Source organism: Arthrobacter sp. THG-b23 (assembly GCF_059091265.1).
The window spans coordinates 297,500-318,012 of record NZ_JBNHGM010000004.1 but is presented as its reverse complement, the minus strand read 5'-3'; the positions used below and the strand labels follow the sequence as shown (position 1 = coordinate 318,012).

20 protein-coding genes and 1 tRNA gene are annotated in these 20,513 nt (G+C 68.1%); 13 read left to right on the top strand and 8 right to left on the bottom strand.

Annotated elements, in window-relative coordinates; genetic code table 11:
* Nucleotides 1–7: 7 nt before the first annotated feature.
* The 5 genes from AC5RVD_RS10510 to AC5RVD_RS10490 form a co-directional block, all read right to left on the bottom strand.
* Nucleotides 8–1,036, bottom strand: a complete 1,029-nt coding sequence (locus AC5RVD_RS10510) for a 6-phosphofructokinase (protein WP_494113744.1) — start codon at nt 1,034–1,036, stop codon at nt 8–10.
* A gap of 61 nt (nt 1,037–1,097) precedes the next feature.
* Nucleotides 1,098–1,574 (bottom strand): ATP-binding cassette domain-containing protein, encoded by a 477-nt coding sequence (locus tag AC5RVD_RS10505; RefSeq protein ID WP_494126878.1) that lies wholly within the window; start codon nt 1,572–1,574, stop codon nt 1,098–1,100.
* An 82-nt stretch (nt 1,575–1,656) separates the two neighbouring features.
* Nucleotides 1,657–1,902 (bottom strand): PspC domain-containing protein, encoded by a 246-nt coding sequence (locus AC5RVD_RS10500; RefSeq protein ID WP_493989391.1) that lies wholly within the window; start codon nt 1,900–1,902, stop codon nt 1,657–1,659.
* A 139-nt stretch (nt 1,903–2,041) separates the two neighbouring features.
* A complete protein-coding gene (locus tag AC5RVD_RS10495) occupies nt 2,042–2,260 on the bottom strand; it encodes a hypothetical protein (protein WP_494113742.1) in 219 nt (72 codons plus the stop codon).
* Nucleotides 2,257–4,071: a PspC domain-containing protein gene (locus AC5RVD_RS10490; protein ID WP_494126877.1), complete on the bottom strand. Its 1,815-nt coding sequence runs from the start codon at nt 4,069–4,071 to the stop codon at nt 2,257–2,259. Before AC5RVD_RS10490 ends, AC5RVD_RS10495 begins: the two co-directional genes overlap by 4 nt.
* A 136-nt stretch (nt 4,072–4,207) precedes the next feature.
* On the opposite strand from AC5RVD_RS10490, the gene AC5RVD_RS10485 reads away from it, so the two are divergent.
* From AC5RVD_RS10485 to AC5RVD_RS10475, 3 genes are all read left to right on the top strand, one after another.
* Nucleotides 4,208–5,602: an ATP-binding protein gene (locus tag AC5RVD_RS10485; RefSeq protein WP_494126876.1), complete on the top strand. Its 1,395-nt coding sequence runs from the start codon at nt 4,208–4,210 to the stop codon at nt 5,600–5,602.
* Nucleotides 5,599–6,249, top strand: a complete 651-nt coding sequence (locus AC5RVD_RS10480) for a LuxR C-terminal-related transcriptional regulator (RefSeq protein ID WP_493989387.1) — start codon at nt 5,599–5,601, stop codon at nt 6,247–6,249. Before AC5RVD_RS10485 ends, AC5RVD_RS10480 begins: the two co-directional genes overlap by 4 nt.
* A 136-nt stretch (nt 6,250–6,385) precedes the next feature.
* Entirely contained in the window at nt 6,386–6,727 is a 342-nt protein-coding gene (locus tag AC5RVD_RS10475) for a DUF8129 domain-containing protein (RefSeq protein ID WP_494113008.1), read from the top strand.
* 57 nt (nt 6,728–6,784) lie between these two features.
* On the opposite strand, the gene AC5RVD_RS10470 is transcribed toward AC5RVD_RS10475, so the two are convergent.
* Nucleotides 6,785–8,005 carry a pyridoxal phosphate-dependent aminotransferase gene (locus AC5RVD_RS10470; RefSeq protein WP_494126875.1) on the bottom strand — a complete coding sequence of 407 codons (1,221 nt, stop codon included), beginning with the start codon at nt 8,003–8,005 and terminating at the stop codon, nt 6,785–6,787.
* A 308-nt stretch (nt 8,006–8,313) separates the two neighbouring features.
* On the opposite strand from AC5RVD_RS10470, the gene AC5RVD_RS10465 reads away from it, so the two are divergent.
* From AC5RVD_RS10465 to rplL, 9 genes are all read left to right on the top strand, one after another.
* Nucleotides 8,314–8,386: transfer RNA gene (locus AC5RVD_RS10465), tRNA-Trp, on the top strand.
* 100 nt (nt 8,387–8,486) lie between these two features.
* Nucleotides 8,487–8,771 carry a preprotein translocase subunit SecE gene (gene secE, locus AC5RVD_RS10460; protein WP_494113010.1) on the top strand — a complete coding sequence of 95 codons (285 nt, stop codon included), beginning with the start codon at nt 8,487–8,489 and terminating at the stop codon, nt 8,769–8,771.
* Between the two features lie 91 nt (nt 8,772–8,862).
* Nucleotides 8,863–9,765, top strand: a complete 903-nt coding sequence (nusG, locus tag AC5RVD_RS10455) for a transcription termination/antitermination protein NusG (protein WP_494113011.1) — start codon at nt 8,863–8,865, stop codon at nt 9,763–9,765.
* Between the two features lie 127 nt (nt 9,766–9,892).
* Nucleotides 9,893–10,324: a 50S ribosomal protein L11 gene (gene rplK, locus AC5RVD_RS10450; protein WP_493989382.1), complete on the top strand. Its 432-nt coding sequence runs from the start codon at nt 9,893–9,895 to the stop codon at nt 10,322–10,324.
* A gap of 167 nt (nt 10,325–10,491) precedes the next feature.
* Entirely contained in the window at nt 10,492–11,199 is a 708-nt protein-coding gene (gene rplA, locus AC5RVD_RS10445) for a 50S ribosomal protein L1 (RefSeq protein WP_493989381.1), read from the top strand.
* A 160-nt stretch (nt 11,200–11,359) separates the two neighbouring features.
* On the top strand, nt 11,360–12,472 hold the full coding sequence (locus tag AC5RVD_RS10440) for a GNAT family N-acetyltransferase (RefSeq protein WP_494113012.1): 1,113 nt from the start codon (nt 11,360–11,362) through the stop codon (nt 12,470–12,472).
* A 135-nt stretch (nt 12,473–12,607) separates the two neighbouring features.
* A complete protein-coding gene (locus AC5RVD_RS10435) occupies nt 12,608–13,342 on the top strand; it encodes a FadR/GntR family transcriptional regulator (protein ID WP_494126874.1) in 735 nt (244 codons plus the stop codon).
* A gap of 274 nt (nt 13,343–13,616) precedes the next feature.
* Entirely contained in the window at nt 13,617–14,201 is a 585-nt protein-coding gene (gene rplJ / locus AC5RVD_RS10430) for a 50S ribosomal protein L10 (protein WP_493989378.1), read from the top strand.
* 68 nt (nt 14,202–14,269) lie between these two features.
* Nucleotides 14,270–14,647, top strand: coding sequence for a 50S ribosomal protein L7/L12 (rplL, locus tag AC5RVD_RS10425; protein WP_494113014.1), 378 nt, complete (start codon nt 14,270–14,272; stop codon nt 14,645–14,647).
* A gap of 91 nt (nt 14,648–14,738) precedes the next feature.
* On the opposite strand, the gene AC5RVD_RS10420 is transcribed toward rplL, so the two are convergent.
* Together AC5RVD_RS10420 and AC5RVD_RS10415 are read right to left on the bottom strand one after the other, a co-directional pair.
* Entirely contained in the window at nt 14,739–15,236 is a 498-nt protein-coding gene (locus AC5RVD_RS10420) for an aminoacyl-tRNA deacylase (protein ID WP_494113015.1), read from the bottom strand.
* Nucleotides 15,237–15,300: 64 nt separating this feature from the next.
* The gene (locus AC5RVD_RS10415) at nt 15,301–16,503 is read right to left on the bottom strand and encodes an acetyl-CoA C-acetyltransferase (RefSeq protein WP_494126873.1); all 1,203 of its coding nucleotides are present in this window, start codon (nt 16,501–16,503) and stop codon (nt 15,301–15,303) included.
* Between the two features lie 485 nt (nt 16,504–16,988).
* Between AC5RVD_RS10415 and rpoB the strand changes: the two genes are divergently transcribed.
* Nucleotides 16,989–20,507 carry a DNA-directed RNA polymerase subunit beta gene (gene rpoB / locus AC5RVD_RS10410; protein ID WP_494113017.1) on the top strand — a complete coding sequence of 1,173 codons (3,519 nt, stop codon included), beginning with the start codon at nt 16,989–16,991 and terminating at the stop codon, nt 20,505–20,507.
* The last annotated feature ends 6 nt before the right edge of the window (nt 20,508–20,513 follow it).

Here is a 20,513-nt window from a genome sequence, read left to right as displayed (position 1 = left end):
TGAACGCTCAGCCGAAGAGAACCCTTGCCTCGTCGTAACGATGCTGCGGGACGGTCTTTAAGTTGTTCAGCGCCGACTCGAAGCCCACGTGCACAACGTCGGTGCCTTTCAGGGCCACCATGCTGCCCCATCGTTTCTCCACCACCGAATCCACCGCCGCCATGCCCAGCCGTGTGGCCAGCACGCGGTCGTAGCCGGAGGGGACCCCGCCGCGCTGGATGTGCCCCAGCGTGGTGGCTCGGGTTTCGATCCCGGTGCGCGTTTCCAGCTCGGGGGCCAGCCGTTCGCCGATGCCGCCCAGCCTCGGCCGCCCGAAGCTGTCCACCCCGCGCTCCGCATGCGGGCCCAGTTCGCCGTCGGGCACCCAGCCTTCGGCCACCACCACCAGCGGTGCGCGGCCGCGCTTCTGCGCGTGCAGCACCCAGTCGGATACCTGGTCCATGGTCACACGCTGCTCGGGGATCAGGATGGCGTGCGCGCCGGTAGCCATGCCCGCGTGCAGCGCGATCCAGCCCACGTTGCGGCCCATCACCTCGGCGATCATGCAGCGGTGGTGCGATTCGCCCGTGGTGCGCAGCCGGTCGATCGCCTCGGTGGCAATCTGCACCGCGGTGTCGAAACCGAAGGTGTAGTCGGTGGCTTCCAGGTCGTTGTCGATGGTCTTGGGCACGCCGACGATCTTCAGCCCGGCCTGGGTGAGCCGGTAGGCGCCGGCCAAGGTGCCCTCGCCGCCGATCACGATCACCGCGTCCACGCCCAGCCGGTCCAGCGTCTGCTGGATCTTCTCCGGCCCGCCGTTCGGTCCGTCGAACGGGTTGGTGCGCGAGGTGCCCAGGATCGTGCCGCCCTGCTTGGAAATGCCCCGCACCTGGTGCCGCGGCAGTTCCATGATGTCGCCCTCCACCACGCCGCGCCAGCCGTCGCGGAAGCCCACGAACTCGTGCCCGTGCGCCGTGATGCCCTTGAGCACGATGCCGCGGATCACCGCATTCAGGCCGGGGCAATCCCCGCCGCTGGTCATGATGCCAATCCTCATGGGTACTCCTTCTCGGGTGCTGGCCGGTCGGCGCGAGCACCCCATTGAGCCCGCCTCGATTCTATGCAGGAACCCCGGCCGGAGTCATTCCGGCGGGGAGCGGCGACCTTGGCGTCGATCGGCCCGACCAGCGGGCCGGCGGCTCAAGCGGGCAGATGCGGGCACGGAACGCCGGCGCCGCCCGGTACGGGTCGACGCCGAGCACGGTGGCGCGGCCAGAGGTGGGCTTCCGGTGGCCCTCCATCATCTCGATGGTGGTGGACTTGCCGGCGCCGTTGGGTCCGAGCAGCGCGTAGGTTTCGCCCGCGCGGATCCGCAGCGTGATGCCGTCGACGGCGCGGAAGGTACCGCCCCCGGGACGGCGGTACTCCTTCACCAACCGGTCGAGGACGACGGCGGTGCCCGGCCCGGCAGGATCGGCGCCGATGGGATCGGGTTCGGCAGGTTCCGGCACGGAAGGCCCGGGTCCGGCGGGATGTCCGGGGGACGGCGTGCCCATGGTGTCCCATGCGCCGCGGGCGGTGGCGGGTGTTCTCATGCTTCCAGCATGCCCGGGCCGCGTGCGTTGCCGACACGTCCGTCCTGCCGAACCCGCTGTCCTCCGTCCGGTGGACAGCGGGTCAGGACTTGCTGGCGAGCAACTTCTCCAGCGCGATGCTGCCGTCGTACTTCGGCAGCAGCAGCCACAACACCAGGTAGGTGCCGACGCCGACGCCGGGGAACAGGAAGACCAGCAGTGTGGCTATCCGCACCCACGTCACGTCCCAGCCGAATTTTGCGGCGATGCCGCCGCAGATGCCGGCTACCCAGCGGTCAGGGCCGCGGCGGACGGGGCTGGAGCGGAGCACTCGGTAAAAGGTATCCATGGAACCATGCTTTCGTGTTCGGGAGCTGTTGTCACTGGCGGACCGTCGTCGGCGGCCCGCGCGGGTGGCGCGGGCCGCCGGGTTGTCGATCCTTGGCCGGCGGTGCTTGGCCGGCGATGATTGGGCTGTCGGTCCTGGGCTAGCGGTCCCGGTTGCGGGTGGCGCTCAGGACGCCGGCGACCACCAGGGCGATCCCGGAGCCGATCAACAGGGCGATCATGACGTAGGCCCAGTTGAAGCTGATGTCCCACCAGGTTCCGGCGAGCACCAGCAGGCCGACGGCCACGGCGATCAGCCCCCAGATGATGGTGCCTGCGCGGGGACGGCGATCCTGGTCGTGGTTCAGTTGGCTGCTCATCGGATTTCCTCCAGTTCGCTGACGGTCATGATGTCTACGTTGCTGGCCACGCCCCGGACGGCCAGGATGATCTCCGGCGCCCCGCCGTCGTCGTTGATGATGTAGCTTCCCGGCTGCCAGACGCCGGAGTGCCGTCCGCTGTCCGCGCCGGTGACGTATTCGACGTTGCCCAGCGCCATCTGGGTTTCCACCTTCACCGGGACGTCGTCGGGGATGATGACGGTGACGGAGGAGGCCACGGCGTTGACCGGGACGACGGCGGGGCCGCCGAAACGGGAACCGGAGACGGCCCGCAGGTCCACGGTGCCGTCGCCGGCCACTACGCTGTAGCCGTCACCCTGGGCCGGCGCCGCGGCCGAGGTCCAGGTGCGGCTGGAGGCGATGGCGAAGTTGGAGGCGGTCCACTGCGTTCCCGCGGAGAAGGCCAGCGCCAGGACCAGTCCCACGGCAGCCAGGAAACCGAGGACGCCGGAGGTGCGGCCGACGGCGCCCATCACGACGACGCCGATGCCGATCACGATCAGCGCGGCGGCGATCGCGGCCGGTACGACGTTCCGGCCCAGGTCAATAAACTCCAGCGCGTTGAGTCCCAGGACCACGCCGGCGGCCAGCATGGCCGCACCCAGAGTGAGGGCGATGGCCGCGCCCGAGGGGCCGCGGGGGGCGGGCTTGTACGGCCGCGGAGCGGGCTGGGGATACGGGCGCGGCTGCGGGTAGGCCTGCCGCGGCGGGCCCGGGGGGCCGCCGTGGCCCGCGTTGCCGTACCCGGCCGCGGACGCCGGCATCGAACCGTAGGCGGCGCCGGCGGTGTGGGCCGGGCCGGCATGGCTGCCCGGAGCCGGTGCCGCGGGGGCGGCGGAGCCGGGGGAGCCGGCGGCAGTCTTGTTGCGCGTGGCGAGCCAGTAGATGAAGAACCCCACCGCCCCGAGCCAGAGGACGGCCCAGAGGAAGCCGCCGAAGCCCCAGCCGCCGTCGTTGTCGAACCCGAATATCCAGCTGAACGGGCGGCTGAACACGCCCAGGGCCGTGAAGATCACCGCGCCGGTCATGCCTGCCGTCCAGTTGCTGCGGCCGGCTTCTTCCGCATGGATCCGGCCGTCCGGCTCGGGCAGCAGGGCCCAGGCCACGCCGTAGAGCAGCACGCCGATGCCGCCGAAGACGGCCAGCAGGATGAACAGGCCGCGGACCAGGATAGGGTCCAGCCCGATCCGGTGCGCGACGCCGGAGGCTACGCCGCCGATCCAGCGGTCCTGCCCGCGGGCAACGCCCAGGTTACGGAACCAGCTGAAGAACGCGTTGCTCTGCGCCGGGAAGCCGCCGCCGGGCGGCGGCGGGTAAGCGCCGGCGCTGTCCGACGGAGGCGGCGGGAAGCCCCCGCCGCCTCCGTCGCGGCCGGGGTAACCGGTGCCGTCGCCCCCGGCCGCGTCGGCATGGGCCGCATCGGTGTAGCCCGCGCCCAGCGGCATGGTGGGGTTGGTGCGCGGGAGGATGGGTTCGGTCGGATTGGCGGGCCCGTCGTCGTAGCGTGCCGCGTCGTCGGGCCGCGGGGCATCCGCGGGCTGTGCCGCGGCCCCATACCGCGAAGCGTCGTCGGGCAGCGGGGCAGCGCCGTCGTCGGCGCGGTCGCCGGTCCCTGCGTCCCCTGCTTCGCCGGTATCCGGCTGGACGGTCTCGCGCTCGCCGGGAGCCGGTGCCTGGTTCGTTGCCGGGGCGGATTCCTGCCGGGAGTCCTGTGCGGCCGGTTGCTGGTCCGGGTCGTCTGTTCGGTCGGTGCCGTCGTTATCCGACGGGATCGGTGCGTGTGAGGTCATGGTTTGATCATTCCAACCGGCAGCCGTCTCCTCTATGGGGTGCCACCCTGACCCTTCCCTGACCGGCCGGCCGGGGTTCCCCTGAATCAGCGCCCCACGGTAGGCCGGGCGCTCCCGCGCGTGCTTGGATTGACCCATGAGAGAACCGCTCGTCCGCTCCACCGAGGACCGCATCATCGCGGGCGTGTGTACCGGCCTGGCCCGGCACCTGAACACCTCGGTCGCGATCGTCCGGGTCGGCATGGTGGTCCTGGCGCTCGCCGGGGGAGCGGGTGTGCTGCTCTACGTCTGGCTCTGGCTGCTGGTGCCGACCGCGGCGGATAAGGCCCTGGCCGCCGAGCGCGCCTTTAATCCCCGCGACATCGCGGAGAACTTCGCGCGGGGATTCGGCGGTCCGCGTCCCGGCCAGGAGCCCAGCGGCCGGCCCGGCGGGCAGCCGGGCCACCCCCTCGGGACCCCCGCTTACCCCGACGGTCTGCCGGCCCCGCACGTCGGCCGCCCCGGCGGGCAGCCCGGAGCGCTTCCGCAGGTCGCCGGAGGGACGGGCGCCCCGCGGCTGATGCAGCGCGGCGGCAAGGAAATCCTGATCGGCGCGGCCCTGGTCCTCGCAGGCGGTGCCGTCGTCGCCCAGCTCGCGGGCATCAATTTGCCGTGGGGAACCTGGCTGCCCGTCCTCGCCATCGCGGCCGGCGCGGTGATCGCGTGGATGCAGCTGGACGATTCCCGGCGCAGCGGATTGATGGATCGCGCCGGCGCAACCGGGGCCCAGGGCGCCGTCCGGTTGCTGGCAGGGCTGGTCCTGGTGGTGGCCGGCATCGTCACCATGGTGTCCGGGTCGATTACCTGGGAGGCCATGTGGCCCACGCTGTTCGCCTCGCTGGCCGTGTTGGCCGGGGTCCTGCTGGTTTTGGCACCGTGGGTGTTGAAGTACTGGCGGGACCTGGAGACCGAACGCTCCGGCCGCATCCGGGAAACCGAGCGCGCGGAAATCGCCGCGCACCTGCACGATTCGGTGCTGCAGACCTTGGCCCTGATCCAAAACCGTGCCGGTTCGGAACACGACGTCACCCGGTTGGCCCGCGCCCAGGAACGGGAACTGCGCGAATGGCTCTACCGGGACAAGCGGCAGGAAGAGGGCAACCTGGTGGACCGCGTGAAGGCGGTGGCCGCGGAAATCGAAGACGCCTACGGGCACCCCGTGGACGTCGTCGCAGTGGGCGACAGCGCCATGACCGACCGGCACGAGGTCCTGGTGCATGCCACCCGGGAAGCGGTGCAGAACGCGGCCAAACATGCGGGCGGCGGCATCTCCGTATACGTTGAGTGCACACCGGGCAGCAGCGAAATTTTCGTCCGCGACCGCGGTCCCGGGTTCGAGCTAGCCGCCGTGCCGCCGGACCGGATGGGCGTGCGCGAATCGCTCATCGGCCGGATGGAGCGCCACGGCGGCCAGGCAAAAATCCGCAACACCGGCAGCGGCACCGAAGTCCACCTCAGCCTGCAGCACCCCCAGGAAGGAACCGCATCGTGACCGAACCCATCCGCGTGGTCGTTGTGGACGACCACGCCATCTTCCGTTCCGGCTTGAAAGCGGACCTGGACGGGCGGATCGAGGTGGTCGCCGAGGCCGCGACCGTGGAGCAGGCGATTGCGGCCATCCACGAGCAGCGGCCCGCGGTAGTGCTCCTGGACGTGCACCTGCCAGGAGGCAGGGGCGGCGGCGGGGCCGAGGTGGTGGCGGGCTGCGCGGACCTGCTGGGAGAGACCAGGTTCCTGGCGCTGAGCGTGTCCGACGCCGCCGAAGATGTAGTCACCGTCATCCGGGCCGGCGCCCGCGGGTACGTCACCAAGACAATCTCCGGCGCCGAGATCTCCGACGCCGTGGAGCGGGTGGCCGGCGGCGACGCTGCCTTCTCGCCGCGGCTGGCCGGGTTCGTCCTGGACGCCTTCGGCACGGCGGCCGTCGCCAATGTTGACGACGAACTGGACAAGCTCTCCGCGCGTGAACTGGAGGTCATGCGGCTGATCGCCCGCGGCTACCAGTACAAGGAAGTGGCCAAGGAACTGTTCATCTCCATCAAGACCGTCGAAACGCACGTCTCGTCCGTGCTGCGCAAGCTCCAGCTGTCCTCCCGGCACGAGCTGACCCGCTGGGCCGTTGACCGCCGGATCCTGTAGCCGGGGAGCCGATCGCCGGATCCTGTAACAGGGCCGTTGACCAACGGATCCCGTAGCCGGGCACCTGGCCCTGTTGTGCCCCAGGCGCCGGTGGTAGCTTGGTGGCACTGTCAGGACGGACCGCGCAGGAGGATCCATGACCGACTCCCCGCAGCACGACGAACTGCCGCTGCCGGACTACGACCACATACCCCTGGGCACTCTGCCGTCCCGGATCACGGGGCTGGACGAGCAGGGAATGACGGAGCTTCTGGCCTATGAACGTGAGCACGGCAACCGGCTCCCGGTCGTCCAGGTCCTCGAGCGCCGGCTAGAGGAACTGCGCGCCGGAGCAGAGCCGAGCGGCACCACCACGCCGGACATGCCCGAGGTCGGCCGGACCCAGGGCGGCTCCGCGGCGCGGCCGGAAACCTCGGGCCCGCAGGTCGTGCCGCCGTTCCACGGCAATCCGGCCCATCAATCGCAGCCGGAAAAGTAGCAGGCACGCCGCGGCCGGGCTGCCCGTCGGCAGCCCGGCCGGCACGGTTTCGGGCGGTTACTTGGCCTTCGCCAGGAAGTCCTGCAGCCGGCCGACGCCGGTGGCGAGGTCTTCGTCGCCGAGGGCGTAGGACAGCCGCACGAAGCCGGACGGACCGAAGGCCTCGCCGGGAACGACGGCGACCTCGACCTCGTCGAGGATCAGCGAGGCAAGCTCGGCGGAGGTCGCCGGACGGACGGTGCCGTCCGCCGTCGTGAATTCCTTGCCCAGCAGCCCGCGGACGTCCGCGTAGGCGTAGAACGCGCCCTCCGGCGTCGGGCATTCGACGCCGGCGATGGCGTTCAGGCCCTCGACCATGGCCTTGCGGCGGCGGTCGAAGGCCACCTTCATCTCGTCCACCGCGGTCAGCGGTCCGGACACGGCGGCCAGCGCTGCCATCTGGGACACGTTGGCCACGTTGGAGGTGGCGTGCGACTGCATGTTGGTGGCGGCCTTGACCACGTCGTTCGGGCCGATCATCCAGCCCACCCGCCAGCCGGTCATGGCGTAGGTCTTGGCGACGCCGTTGAGGATGACGACCTTGTCGCCCAGTTCCGGCGCGGCCGTCGCGATGGAGGTGAAGGGCACGCCGTCGTACGTGAGGTGCTCGTAGATCTCGTCGGTGATGACCCACAAGCCCTTGGAGGCGGCCCACCGGCCGATTTCGGCGACCTGTTCCGGCTGGTAGACGGCGCCGGTCGGGTTGGACGGGGAGACGAAGAGCAGCACCTTGGTGTTTTCGGTCAGCGCGCCTTCGAGCTGGTCGACGGTGACCAGGTAGCCCTGCTCCGGCCCGGCGAAGACCTCCACCGGGACGCCGCCGGCCAGCCGGATCGCCTCCGGGTAGGTGGTCCAGAACGGCGTGGGGACCAGGACCTCGTCGCCCGGATCCAACAAGGTGGCGAAGGATTCGTACACGGCCTGCTTGCCGCCATTGGTCACCAGCACCTGGGCGGGATCCACCCGGTAGCCGGAATCGCGCAGCGTCTTGTCCGCGATGGCCTGCTTCAGTTCGGGGAGGCCGCCGGCGGGGGAGTAGCGGTGGAAACGCGGCTGGCGTGCGGCCTGGACGGCGGCCTCCACGATGTACTCCGGGGTCGGGAAGTCCGGTTCGCCCGCCCCGAAGCCAATCACCGGGCGCCCGGCGGCCTTCAACGCCTTCGCCTTGGCGTCGACGGCGAGGGTGGCGGATTCGGCGATGGACGCAATGCGCCGGGAGACGCGGGCGTTGGCAGGCATGGGGTTCCCGTCTTCAGTAGCGTGTAGGACTGTTCCATAGTCTAGGTGCAGCCCGTCGGGGATGTCCTGCCGGCGGCGCCGCGGCCCCCTGGCGCGCCCTCGGTTGGCGCCCGCGGGTCCTGTTGGCGGTCCTGTTGGTCAGCGGGCCGGCGGAAATGTTGCATAATGGATCAGTCGCCTTTTGGGCGGCAAACGGGGTTCGGTTCGACGTCGGCGCATCGCTGGCGTAAACTGGATCTTCGGTGTTGAAAACGCCATGATGTTCCATGCCCGCACGGCGGGGGGCATCCGGCGGTATTCGGCTCCATAGGGTAGTGGCGCAATTGGTAGCGCAGCGGTCTCCAAAACCGCAGGTTGCAGGTTCGAGTCCTGTCTGCCCTGCGCAGAACAGCCGCAGGCATAACTGCAGCAGTTCAGCATCCCAGCACGAAGCAGCGGTCCAGGCCGGCCGAGGCCGTCCGGGGGCCGGACACCGGACAGAATGAGTGAGGCCAGGTTGACCGATACGTCTGCCAGCAGTCCCCAGGGGCGCCCCACCGGACGAAAGACCGAGAAGCGCGGTCTCATCGCCCGGATCATTCTGTTTGTCCGCCAGATCATTGCCGAACTCAAAAAGGTCGTCACGCCGACCCGCAAGGAATTGCTGAACTACACGCTTGTAGTGATCGCTTTTGTGGCCGTCATGATGTTGATCGTCACGGCACTGGATCTGGTTTTCGGCCAGGCCGCGTTCTTCGTCTTCGGAGACGGCATACCCGAACAGTAACGTCCGCGTTGCGGCAGCCGTACGGATGGATACGACGACGGCGCAAAGCCGCCGCGAGTCAAGTGAGCTGAAGAAGAAAGCAGGAAGCTAAGTGTCCGACCAGGAACTCGAAGCCCAGAACTCCGAAGAGAACGCGGAACTGGAAGCCGACGAGCAGGTTACCGAGACCGGCACCGACGAGGTGCCGGCTTCTGGCGTTGACGCCGCAGACGAGGCTGCCGGTACCGATCTGGCGAGCGAGCTTGACCAGGCCGCCGAAGACGCCCCCGTCCTCGACGAGGCCGCCGAAGCCGCCGCCGAGGCGGACATGACCGAAGCCGAAGCCGCCGACGAGGCCCCGGAAGGGACCGGGCAGGCCGAAGAGGCCGAGCAGACCGAAGAGGAAGCCCTCGAAGCATTCCGCGCCAAGCTGCGCCGCCAGCCCGGTGACTGGTACGTCATCCACTCCTACGCCGGCTACGAAAACCGTGTGAAGGTCAATCTGGAGACCCGCATCCAGACCCTGAACATGGAAGACTTCATCTACGAGATCCAGGTCCCGATGGAAGAGGTCGTGGAGATCAAGAACACCACGCGCAAGCTGGTCAAGCGCGTGCGCATCCCGGGTTACGTGCTGGTCCGGATGGACCTGACCGACGCCTCGTGGGGCGCCGTCCGCCACACTCCGGGCGTGACCGGATTCGTCGGCAACGCCCACAACCCGGTGCCGCTGAGCCTGAAGGAAGTTGCTTCCATGCTGGAGCACACCATCACCGGCACCAAGACGGAAGCCGGCGGCAAGGCTGCCGGCAAGTCGGCTGCCGCGAGCACGCCGATCACCGTCAACTTCGAGGTCGGCGAGTCCGTCACGGTCAACGACGGGCCGTTCGAGACGCTGCCGGCGACGATTTCCGAAATCAAGCCGGAATCCCAGCAGCTGGTGGTGCTGGTGACCATCTTTGAGCGCGAAACCCCGGTGACGCTCTCGTTCAGCCAGGTCACCAAGATCCACTAACCAAGACTTCGTGCGGACCAGGACCCGCTTTGTCCGAATCCGCACGGCCGGCCGCCACGCCATGGCGGCCAACCACCGTCGGCACGCTCCTGTGCCGCCGGTACGTAATGTGAGAGAAGGACCCGATATGGCCCCCAAGAAAAAGGTCACCGGCCTCATCAAGCTCCAGATCCAGGCAGGCGCCGCCAACCCGGCCCCGCCGATCGGTCCGGCGCTTGGTCAGCACGGTGTCAACATCATGGAATTCTGCAAGGCGTACAACGCCGCCACGGAATCCCAGCGCGGAAACGTGATCCCGGTTGAAATCACGGTTTACGAAGACCGTTCCTTCACCTTCATCACCAAGACCCCGCCGGCCGCAGAGCTGATCAAGAAGGCTGCAGGCGTGCAGAAGGGCTCGGCTACCCCGCACACCAACAAGGTTGCGAAGCTGACCCAGGCGCAGGTCGATGAGATCGCCGGCACCAAGATGGAAGACCTCAACGCCAACGACATCAAGGCTGCCGCCAAGATCATCGCCGGCACCGCCCGCTCCATGGGCATCGAGGTCGAGGGCTAAGCACCTCGACCCCAGGTGGTCGTGCCAGGACGTTCGTCCTGCAGGACCCCACCAAGACAATTCAAAAAACGACGGCGACCCAGCTCGCCAGGGGTGGGAACACCGCCGTCGTTGTGGCAGGGCCGAGCGCGGTCCGCAGACCACAACTGCACAAGGAGAAAAAGCAGATGGCAAAGCGCAGCAAAGCATATGAGGCAGCTGTAGCCAAGATCGAGGCGGACAAGGTTTACGCTCCGGTCGAGGCAATCACTCTCGCCAAGGAGACCAACCCGTCCAAGTTCGACGCGACCGTTGAGGTGGCTTTCCGCCTCAGCGTCGACCCGCGCAAGGCGGACCAGATGGTCCGCGGCACGGTCAACCTGCCGCACGGCACCGGCAAGACCGCCCGCGTGCTGGTCTTCGCCACCGGCGACAAGGCCGAGGCCGCTATCGCCGCCGGCGCCGACTTCGTTGGCTCCGACGACCTGATCGAGAAGATCCAGGGCGGCTGGACCGACTTCGACGCCGCAGTGGCGACCCCGGAACTGATGGGCAAGGTCGGCCGCCTGGGCAAGGTCCTCGGTCCCCGCAACCTGATGCCGAACCCGAAGACCGGTACGGTGACCCCGGACGTCACCAAGGCTGTCAACGACATCAAGGGCGGCAAGATCGACTTCCGCGTCGACAAGCACGCCAACCTCCACTTCATCATCGGCAAGGTGTCCTTCGACGCCAACAAGCTGGTGGAGAACTACGCCGCCGCCCTGGAAGAGGTGCTGCGCCTGAAGCCGTCCGCTTCCAAGGGCCGGTACATCGCGAAGGCCACCGTTACCACCACCTTCGGCCCCGGCATCGCCGTGGACCCGAACGTCACCAAGGTGGCCGTGGAGGCCTAGCCAGGACTTCAGGTTCGCCGGCAACGGCGACCGCTTAGACTATGGCCGCAGCATGAAGCTGCGGCCATAGTCCGTTTAAGCGGGGAATGGTGCCGTCCGGCGGAATGCAGTAAAGTGATTGGCACTGCCCAATCACTTCCCTCACAGCCGAGGAGCACGCATGCACGCCACCTCGATCACGATCGCGCCGCTGCGGATCCCGCCTACCCTGGAGGGTCCCGGCGGTGCGGACTTCGTCGCATCCGCCGAGCTGGCCAACCTGGTCAACGGGCTGATCTGGGGCAACAACGATTTTTGGGTGAGCCCGGCCGTTAGGCTCGAGGGATCGCGGGCGAGCGACTACTCGGTAACGCATCTCTGGGCGGCCAAGGACGGCGACCGGCACGTCGGGCGCGCCTTGCTCGAACTGTCGCTGCGGGACAACGAACGGAACGGGTACGTCTTTGTGGCTGTCCACCCCGAGTACCGCCGTCGTGGCGTGGGAAGCAGGCTGCTGGCGGAGGCCGAGGCTTGCGCGGTCAGCCAGGGCCGGACCACGCTGCAGGCCTGGAGCGAGCATCCTGCCGGTTTCGATCCCGGGGGGCCGGACATGCTCCGGCCGGGGACCGGGGCCGGGGCCCTGCCGGCGTCCGCGCCGGCCGTGCGCTTTGCGCTGGCAGGCGGCTTCCGGCTCGAACAGGTGGAGCGCTGCAGCAGGATGCCGCTTCCCGTCGACCAGGACAGACTGGCAGTCCAGGTGGCAGCAGCCGCCGGGAAGGCCGGCGGGGACTACCGGCTGCTGGAGTGGGCCGACAGCTGCCCGCCCGACCACGTGGACCAGTACGCGGCGCTGCGGCAGCGGATGAGCACGGACGTCCCGCTGGGTGAACTGGACTACGAGGAAGAAGCGTGGGACGCGGCACGGGTCCGCCACCATGAGGAAGAGCTGCGGCGCAAGGGCGGACGCTGCCTGGTGGTCACGGCCCGGCATGTGCCCAGCGACCAGTTGGTGGGCCATACCGTGCTTGAATTTTTCCCGGAGCAGCCCGAGGTGGTCTTCCAGGAGGACACGCTGGTGTTGCGTGCCCACCGTGGCCACAGCCTGGGCATGTGGATCAAGGCCCGCAACCTGCAGCGGGTGGCGGAAGCATGGCCGCAGGGGCGCCGGCTCTACACCTGGAACGCCGACGAAAACAGCCACATGCTGGACATCAACACCGCACTCGGCTTCGCTCCGGCGGGGTACGAGGCCGCCTGGCAGAAGAAGCTGCGTCCGGGGCAGCAGGCCGGGTAAACCCGCCCCCGGCCGTGCCGTTTGACACCGTAATTACGGCCATGGCGCCCGCCCGTAATGCTACGCGTCGGTAACCACCAGCGGCGGTTACGATGACAGCGCACCGGCACGCTGCCGGGTATGGCGGGAGGGCCGATGGAACGCAGGACGCTGGTTGATACGGTGGCGGAAGACCTGCTGGAGCAGATCATCGCCGGCCGGATGGCGCCCGGAGACGCGCTGCCGACGGAAGCCGAGATCGCCGCCCGGTCGCAGGTCAGCCGGCTGACCGTCCGGGAGGCCCTCACCATGCTGCGGGCCATGAACGTGATCAGCATCCAGCGGGGCCGCGGCACCTTCATCAACCCCGCGGAGAAATGGACCTCGGTCGAAGCCATCGTCCGCGCCGCGGCGTACAGCATGAGCGACTCCGCCGCCTCACGGCAACTGCTCGAAGTGCGGCGCCTGGTCGAATCCGGTGCCGCTGCGCTGGCTGCCCTCCGCCGCACTGCCGGCGACCTGGAGCTGCTGCGCGGGGAGCTGGAGTCGATGGCTTCGGCGGATGCCGCGGGTGACCCGGATGCCTTCGTCGAAGCCGACCGGTTGTTTCACACTGCGATCCTCAAAGCGTCCGGCAACATCCTCTTTCCGGCGGTCTTCGTGCCGATGGCCCGGGTGCTGGCGGACGCGCGGCGGGAAGCCTTTGTGGCGCAGGCCGTCCGTACCCGCACGCTGGCCATGCACCGCAGGGTGCTCGCCGCCGTCGAAAGCGGGGACTCCCCGGGAGCACGCCAGGCCATGGAGGACCACGTCAACCAGGTCCAGGACGACCTCGACGGCAGTGCGGCGGGCCCGGGGAAAGCCTCTCCCATAGGGTCGGCCGCCGTCTGACGCGTCCCGGCGGGCCAATTGGCGCCCCTTGCCTGCCGCCGATTTGGAGTCCGGCGGCAGGATCCCGTAACCTTGAAGAACCAAAGACCGTCGGTCGTTGAAATCCTCCACGTTTTCAACCGAAAGTCCCATGCCTGGGACGGCCTGCGCAGGTGAACGAAGCATTGCCCCGCTGCCGGAACGTCGGTGCGGGAACGAAGCCCCGTGCATCTGCATGGGGCGTTTTTTATGCGTGCGACCCGAACCACCGGCACTATTCCCCGGAAGGAGGGTTATGGCAACGCCAACCAAGGTGGCAGCCGTTGAAGAAATCACCACCGATTTCAAGGAATCCAGCGCTGCAGTCCTAACCGAATACCGCGGGCTTACCGTTGCACAGCTCAAGGAGCTGCGTGTTTCTCTCGGCCAGGACACCAAGTTCGCGGTCGTAAAGAACACCCTGACTGGCATTGCAGCCAAGGAAGCCGGCATCGACGCGTTCGACGGCCAGCTTTCCGGACCCACTGCTATCGCCTTCATCAAGGGTGACGCCGTTGCAGCCGCCAAGTCCCTGACGGATTTCGCAAAGTCCAACCCGCAGCTCATCATCAAGACCGGTGTCTTCGAGGGCAAGGCCCTGGACGCAACCGCCGTTGCTGCGCTGGCCGCTCTCGAGTCCCGCGAGCACCAGCTGGCCCGCGTCGCCGGCGTCCTCAAGGCGCCGATGTCCGCACTGGCCCGCACCCTCGATGCGCTGCGCATCAAGCAGGAGGAGAACGGCGGCGCCGCTGCCGAAGCTCCGGCCGAAGCTGCCGAAGCCGAAGCTCCCGCTGCCGAAGCAACCGAGGCCCCGGCCGAGGCTGCCGCCGAAGAGCAGTAAGACTCTTCACCAACCAACTCTTGGTGCGGACACACCAGCCGCATCACCTATCAGGAAGGACGCCAACCATGGCGAAGCTCACCAACGAAGAGCTCATTGAAGCTTTCAAGGAACTGACCATCATCGAGCTCTCCGAGTTCGTCAAGCTGTTCGAGGAGACCTTCGAGGTCACCGCTGCTGCTGTTGCCGTTGCAGGCCCCGCCGCCGGCGGCGGCGAAGCCGCTGCCGAGGAGCAGACCGAATTCGACGTCGTCCTCGAAGCTGCCGGCGACAAGAAGATCGCAGTGATCAAGGAAGTCCGTGCCCTGACCTCCCTGGGCCTCAAGGAAGCCAAGGACCTGGTCGACAGCGCTCCGAAGGCCGTCCTCGAAGGCGCCACCAAGGAAGCTGCCGAGAAGGCCAAGGAAGTTCTCGAGGCTGCCGGCGCGACCGTCACCCTCAAGTAAGCTCTTTCAGCTTCTTCAAAGCCCCGCCGCCCTCTCCGGGCGGCGGGGCTTTGTGCTGGTTGCGCCCGGGCAGGCAGCCGGTAACGCGGGCTCAGGCCGGGTCGGAGATGTCGGCCACGGTGGCGCCGAGCGCGGACGTCAGCGCATCGGCGTCGACAAAGGCGGAGTAACCGTGCTCCCCGGCGCCCAGCGAAATCCGCCGGCCGCGGATGGACTCGTCGGCGTAGACCGGCCACGCCGTGCTGCTGCCCAGCGGGGTGATGGTGCCGCGCCGGTAGCCCGTCGCCGTAAACGCCACATCGGCGTGCGGCAACGACAGTTTGTTGACCCCAAGCAGCGACCGGAGCTTGGGCCAGGAGATCTGCCGGTCCCCGGGGATGAGGGCGAACAGGAACGAGCCGTCCTTATGCTTGATGACCAGGGTCTTGACGATGTCGGCCTCGGCAATGCCCAACAGCTGCGCCGCCTCCGCGAGGCTGCGGGCGCCGGAACGTTCGGCGACCTCGACCTTCAGCGAGTGGGCTTCCGCGCCGGCCAGGAAACGTTGCAGGCCGGCTGGCGGGGCAGGGGCACCGGATTCGTTGTTCATGACCGGTTCAAGCCCCGGCGCCGGGCCGGTATTCCCGGCCGGGGTGCCGGGGGCCGCCCGGGTCCTAGTCCCGGTAGAGCAGCAGCGCCTCGCCCTGGCCGCCGCCGCCGCACAGGGAGACAGCGGCCTTGCCGGTTCCGCGCCGGCGCAACTCGCAGGCGGCCGTCAGCGCCAGCCGGGCACCGGAGGCGCCGATCGGATGGCCGAGGGCGATGGCCCCGCCGTGGATGTTGCACTTCTCCAGCGGCAGGTCCAGGTCCTGCAGCGACTGCACGGCGACGGCGCCGAAGGCTTCGTTGATTTCGATGAAATCCAGGTCGGCGGTGGTCCAGCCGGCCCGCTTGAGGGCCTGCGAGATGGCGTTGGAGGGCTGGGACTGCAGCGAGGTGTCCGGTCCCGCCACCTGCCCGGGGCGGCCGACGACGGCGAGCCAGTCCAGGCCGTTGTCCTCGGCGAAACCGCGGCTCGCCACCACGACGGCGGCCGCGCCGTCGGACAGCGGGGACGAGTTTCCAGCCGTGATGGTGCCGTCCTTGGCGAAGGCCGGGCGCAGCGGGGCAAGGCTCTCCACCGTGGTTTGCGGCCGGACGCCCTCGTCGCGGTCGACCACCAGGTCCCCGCCCTTGCGCTGCGGCACGGTAACCGGAACGATCTCGTCGTCGAAGACCCCGCTTTCCGCCGCCGCGGCGGCGCGCTGGTGGGACGCGGCGGCCACTGCATCCTGCGCTTCGCGGCCGATGCCCAGCTCGCTGTTCCGGCGCTCGGTGGAGGCGCCCATGGACTCGTGGTCGAAGGCATCGGTGAGCCCGTCGTGGGCCGTGGCATCCAGGGCGGTCAGGCTGCCGTAGGTCCAGCCTTGGCGGGAACCGGGCAGCAGGTGCGGGCCGTTGGTCATCGACTCCTGCCCGCCGGCCACCACCAGCTGCGCCTCGCCGCAACGGATCAGCCGGGCGGCGTCCGTGATGGCCGCCAGCCCGGAGAGGCACACCTTGTTGATCGTTACGGTGGGGACGTTCCAGCCGAGCCCGCCGGCGATCGCTGCCTGCCGGGCGGGGTTCTGGCCGGCTCCGGCCTGGATGACGTGTCCCATGATGACCGCGTCCACCTGTTCGGCCGCGACGCCGGAGCGCTCCAGCGCGGCCGCGATGGCTTTGCCTCCGAGCTCGACCGCGGTGAATGATGCGAGCTGGCCGTTCAGTCGTCCATTGGGCGTCCGCGCGCCGTTCAGGATGACGACGTCGTCTCGGCTGCTGTTGTTCTCGGCCATGTGTCGATGCCTCTTTCCGTGCCGTCCTGCCCGGCTGAACCGGGCCGCCGGCTGCTGCCGTCGGTATGATCTGGTTCACAGATTACCCGCGTTTGGGCAACTCGCCTGAAGCGCAGGCCGGAAAAAGCCGGGGACGGGGTATATGCTGATGGCGTTGTCCGGGGGAGGACAACCGCGAAGACGCTCTTTTGCACCGCGCACCCGGTGCGCCGCCCCGGCCCGGGGACGGGCGCAGCGGTGAACTGCGCCTGCCTGCATGCTGGACATTCCGCCGCGCGGTGCCGTACACTTGGTATTTGCGTCTTCCCTCAAAACCTTTGGCCTTCATATAGCGGTGGGCTTCGCCACGCCCTATCTGTGTTTAACTGCAGATCGTGCGGCGGGCAAGGATCATATAGCGGATCCAGGTGATGTCCGGGCCCCATTCGGGGTGCCGGCGGTGCGGAAGCGCAGGACAAGCCTGAAGGTCTGTGGAAGGATCCCTCTTGGTCGCCTCGAGCACCTCTAATACCGATACCGCTAACAGCCTGCTGGACGCCTCGTCGAACGACGGAGCAACCCGCCGGCTCTCATTCGCCAAGATTCACGAACCTCTTGACGTTCCCAATCTGCTCGCCCTTCAGACCGACAGCTTCGACTGGCTGGTCGGCAACGAACGCTGGAAGGCGCGCGTAGCCAAGGCCCAGGAAGAAGGCCGCCAGGGCGTGGCCACCACCTCCGGCCTCGCCGACATCTTCGAAGAGATCTCCCCGATCGAGGACTTCCAGGGCACCATGTCCCTGAGCTTCTCGGAGCCGGAGTTCGCCGATCCGAAGTACACCATGGCCGAGTGCAAGGACCGCGACGCCACGTTCTCCGCGCCGCTGTACGTCAAGGCCGAGTTCATGAACAACAACACGGGCGAGATCAAGCAGCAGACCGTGTTCATGGGCGACTTCCCGCTGATGACCGACAAGGGCACCTTCGTCATCAACGGCACCGAGCGCGTCGTCGTCTCCCAGCTGGTCCGCTCGCCGGGCGCCTACTTCGAGAAGACCGCCGACAAGACCAGCGACAAGGACATCTTCACCGCGAAGATCATCCCGTCCCGCGGCGCCTGGTTCGAGCTGGAAATCGACAAGCGCGACCAGGTCGGCGTGCGCCTTGACCGCAAGCGCAAGCAGTCCGTGACCGTGCTGCTCAAGGCCCTGGGCTGGACCGAAGGCCAGATCCTGGAGACCTTCGGCGAGTACGACTCCATCCGCGCCACGCTGGAGAAGGACGCCACCCAGACCCAGGAGGAAGCCCTCCTGGACATCTACCGCAAGCTGCGTCCGGGCGAGCCGCCGACAGTCGAGGCTGCCCAGTCCCTGCTGGACAACCTGTACTTCAACCCCAAGCGCTACGATCTGGCCAAGGTTGGCCGCTACAAGATCAACCGCAAGCTGGGCATCGACAAGCCGCTGACGGATCCGGACGCCTCGGTCCTGAACAATGACGATATCGTCGCCATGATCAAGTTCCTGGTGGCGCTGCACGCCGGCGAGACCACCATCCCGGGCAAGCGCGACGGCGCCGACCACGACCTCCGCGTCGAGATCGACGACATCGACCACTTCGGCAACCGCCGCATCCGTGCGGTCGGCGAACTGATCGAGAACCAGGTCCGCACCGGCCTCTCCCGCATGGAGCGCGTGGTCCGCGAACGCATGACCACCCAGGACGTCGAAGCGATCACACCGCAGACCCTGATCAACATCCGCCCCGTGGTGGCAGCGATCAAGGAGTTCTTCGGCACTTCGCAGCTGTCCCAGTTCATGGACCAGAACAACCCGCTGGCCGGCCTGACGCACAAGCGCCGCCTGTCCGCGCTGGGCCCGGGCGGCCTGTCCCGCGACCGTGCCGGCATGGAAGTCCGTGACGTGCACCCCTCGCACTACGGCCGCATGTGCCCGATCGAGACCCCTGAAGGCCCGAACATCGGCCTGATCGGTTCGCTGGCCTCCTACGGCCGGATCAACGCGTTCGGTTTCATCGAGACCCCCTACCGCAAGGTGGTCAACGGCCAGGTCACCGACCAGGTCGACTACCTGACGGCCGACGACGAGATCGAGTGCGTGATCGCCCAGGCGAACGCTCCGCTCACCGAGGACCTGCACTTCGAAGAGGACCTGGTCCTCAGCCGTGAGCGCGGCGGCGGCGGCGAGCCGGTACTCGTGCCGGCCACCGAAGTCGACTACATGGACGTTTCCCCGCGCCAGATGGTGTCGGTGGCGACCGCCCTGATTCCGTTCCTGGAGCACGACGATGCCAACCGCGCACTGATGGGCGCGAACATGCAGCGCCAGGCCGTGCCGCTGCTGCGTTCGGAAGCCCCGCTGGTCGGCACCGGCATGGAGCGCTACGCGGCTGTCGACGCCGGCGACTCCGTGGTTGCCGCCAAGCCGGGCGTGGTCACCGAGGTCTCCGCGGACCTGGTCACCGCCCTGAACGACGACGGCACCGAGACCCGGTACCCGATCATGAAGTTCGCCCGCTCCAACCAGGGCAACGCGTACAACCAGCGCGTCCTCGTCTCCGAGGGCCAGCGGCTGGAAACCGGCAGCATCATCGCCGACGGCCCGTCCACTGACCAGGGCGAACTGGCGCTGGGCAAGAACCTGCTCGTGGCGTTCATGTCCTGGGAAGGCCACAACTTCGAGGACGCGATCATCCTCTCGCAGCGCGTGGTCTCCGACGACGTGCTGACCTCCATCCATATCGAGGAGCACGAGGTTGATGCCCGCGACACCAAGCTCGGTGCCGAGGAAATCACCCGTGACATCCCGAACGTGTCGGAGGAAGTGCTCTCCCAGCTGGACGAGCGCGGCATCATCCACATCGGTGCCGAGGTCGACGCCGGCGACATCCTCGTCGGCCGCGTGACCCCGAAGGGCGAGACGGAGCTGACCCCGGAAGAGCGCCTGCTGCGCGCGATCTTCGGCGAGAAGTCCCGCGAAGTGCGCGACACCTCCCTGAAGGTCCCGCACGGCGAGTCCGGCACCGTGATCGGCGTGCGGATCTTCGACCGCGACAACGACGACGAGCTGCCCCCGGGCGTGAACCAGCTGGTGCGCGTGTACGTGGCGCAGAAGCGCAAGATCACGGACGGCGACAAGCTCGCCGGCCGCCACGGCAACAAGGGCGTCATCTCCAAGATCCTGCCGGTCGAGGACATGCCGTTCCTGGAAGACGGCACCCCGGTCGACGTCGTGCTGAACCCGCTGGGTGTTCCCGGCCGCATGAACGTGGGCCAGGTGCTGGAAATCCACCTCGGCTGGGCCGCGAAGCAGGGCTGGAACATCGCGGGCAACCCGGACTGGGCCAAGGACCTGCCGAACCTGCCGCGCCAGACGGGTCCGACGACGGTGGCCACGCCGGTGTTCGACGGTGCCAGCGAGTTCGAGATCACCGGGCTGCTGGATTCGACGAATCCGACCCGCGACGGCGACCGCCTGATCGGCGCTTCCGGCAAGGCGCGCCTGTTCGACGGCCGCTCCGGCCAGCCGTTCCCGGATCCGGTGTCCGTGGGCTACATGTACATCCTGAAGCTGCACCACCTGGTGGACGACAAGATCCACGCGCGTTCCACCGGCCCGTACTCGATGATCACCCAGCAGCCGCTGGGCGGTAAGGCGCAGTTCGGCGGCCAGCGGTTCGGTGAAATGGAAGTGTGGGCCCTGGAGGCCTACGGTGCCGCGTACACCCTGCAGGAACTGCTGACCATCAAGTCCGACGACATCCACGGCCGCGTCAAGGTCTACGAGGCGATCGTCAAGGGCGAGAACATCCCGGAGCCGGGTGTTCCCGAATCCTTCAAGGTGTTGATCAAGGAAATGCAGTCGCTCTGCCTGAACGTGGAAGTACTCTCCACCGACGGCACCGCGATCGAAATGCGTGACTCGGATGAAGAAGTCTTCCGGGCCGCGGAAGAACTGGGCATCGACCTTTCCCGGGCCGAGCCGAGTTCCGTCGAAGAGGTCTAGCCGCGC

Bases quoted from the DNA above. Each gene is read 5' to 3' on its own strand.
- AC5RVD_RS10505 (WP_494126878.1), bottom strand. From the start codon at position 1,574: ATGAGAACACCCGCCACCGCCCGCGGCGCATGGGACACCATGGGCACG.
- AC5RVD_RS10470 (WP_494126875.1), bottom strand. From the start codon at position 8,005: ATGCCTGCCAACGCCCGCGTCTCCCGGCGCATTGCGTCCATCGCCGAA.
- secE (WP_494113010.1), top strand. From the start codon at position 8,487: ATGAGTGAGGCCAGGTTGACCGATACGTCTGCCAGCAGTCCCCAGGGG.
- AC5RVD_RS10435 (WP_494126874.1), top strand. From the start codon at position 12,608: ATGGAACGCAGGACGCTGGTTGATACGGTGGCGGAAGACCTGCTGGAG.
- rplA (WP_493989381.1), top strand. From the start codon at position 10,492: ATGGCAAAGCGCAGCAAAGCATATGAGGCAGCTGTAGCCAAGATCGAG.
- rplJ (WP_493989378.1), top strand. From the start codon at position 13,617: ATGGCAACGCCAACCAAGGTGGCAGCCGTTGAAGAAATCACCACCGAT.
- AC5RVD_RS10420 (WP_494113015.1), bottom strand. From the start codon at position 15,236: ATGAACAACGAATCCGGTGCCCCTGCCCCGCCAGCCGGCCTGCAACGT.
- AC5RVD_RS10485 (WP_494126876.1), top strand. From the start codon at position 4,208: ATGAGAGAACCGCTCGTCCGCTCCACCGAGGACCGCATCATCGCGGGC.
- AC5RVD_RS10500 (WP_493989391.1), bottom strand. From the start codon at position 1,902: ATGGATACCTTTTACCGAGTGCTCCGCTCCAGCCCCGTCCGCCGCGGC.
- AC5RVD_RS10475 (WP_494113008.1), top strand. From the start codon at position 6,386: ATGACCGACTCCCCGCAGCACGACGAACTGCCGCTGCCGGACTACGAC.
- AC5RVD_RS10415 (WP_494126873.1), bottom strand. From the start codon at position 16,503: ATGGCCGAGAACAACAGCAGCCGAGACGACGTCGTCATCCTGAACGGC.
- rplL (WP_494113014.1), top strand. From the start codon at position 14,270: ATGGCGAAGCTCACCAACGAAGAGCTCATTGAAGCTTTCAAGGAACTG.
- AC5RVD_RS10490 (WP_494126877.1), bottom strand. From the start codon at position 4,071: ATGACCTCACACGCACCGATCCCGTCGGATAACGACGGCACCGACCGA.
- AC5RVD_RS10510 (WP_494113744.1), bottom strand. From the start codon at position 1,036: ATGAGGATTGGCATCATGACCAGCGGCGGGGATTGCCCCGGCCTGAAT.
- AC5RVD_RS10495 (WP_494113742.1), bottom strand. From the start codon at position 2,260: ATGAGCAGCCAACTGAACCACGACCAGGATCGCCGTCCCCGCGCAGGC.
- rplK (WP_493989382.1), top strand. From the start codon at position 9,893: ATGGCCCCCAAGAAAAAGGTCACCGGCCTCATCAAGCTCCAGATCCAG.
- AC5RVD_RS10440 (WP_494113012.1), top strand. From the start codon at position 11,360: ATGCACGCCACCTCGATCACGATCGCGCCGCTGCGGATCCCGCCTACC.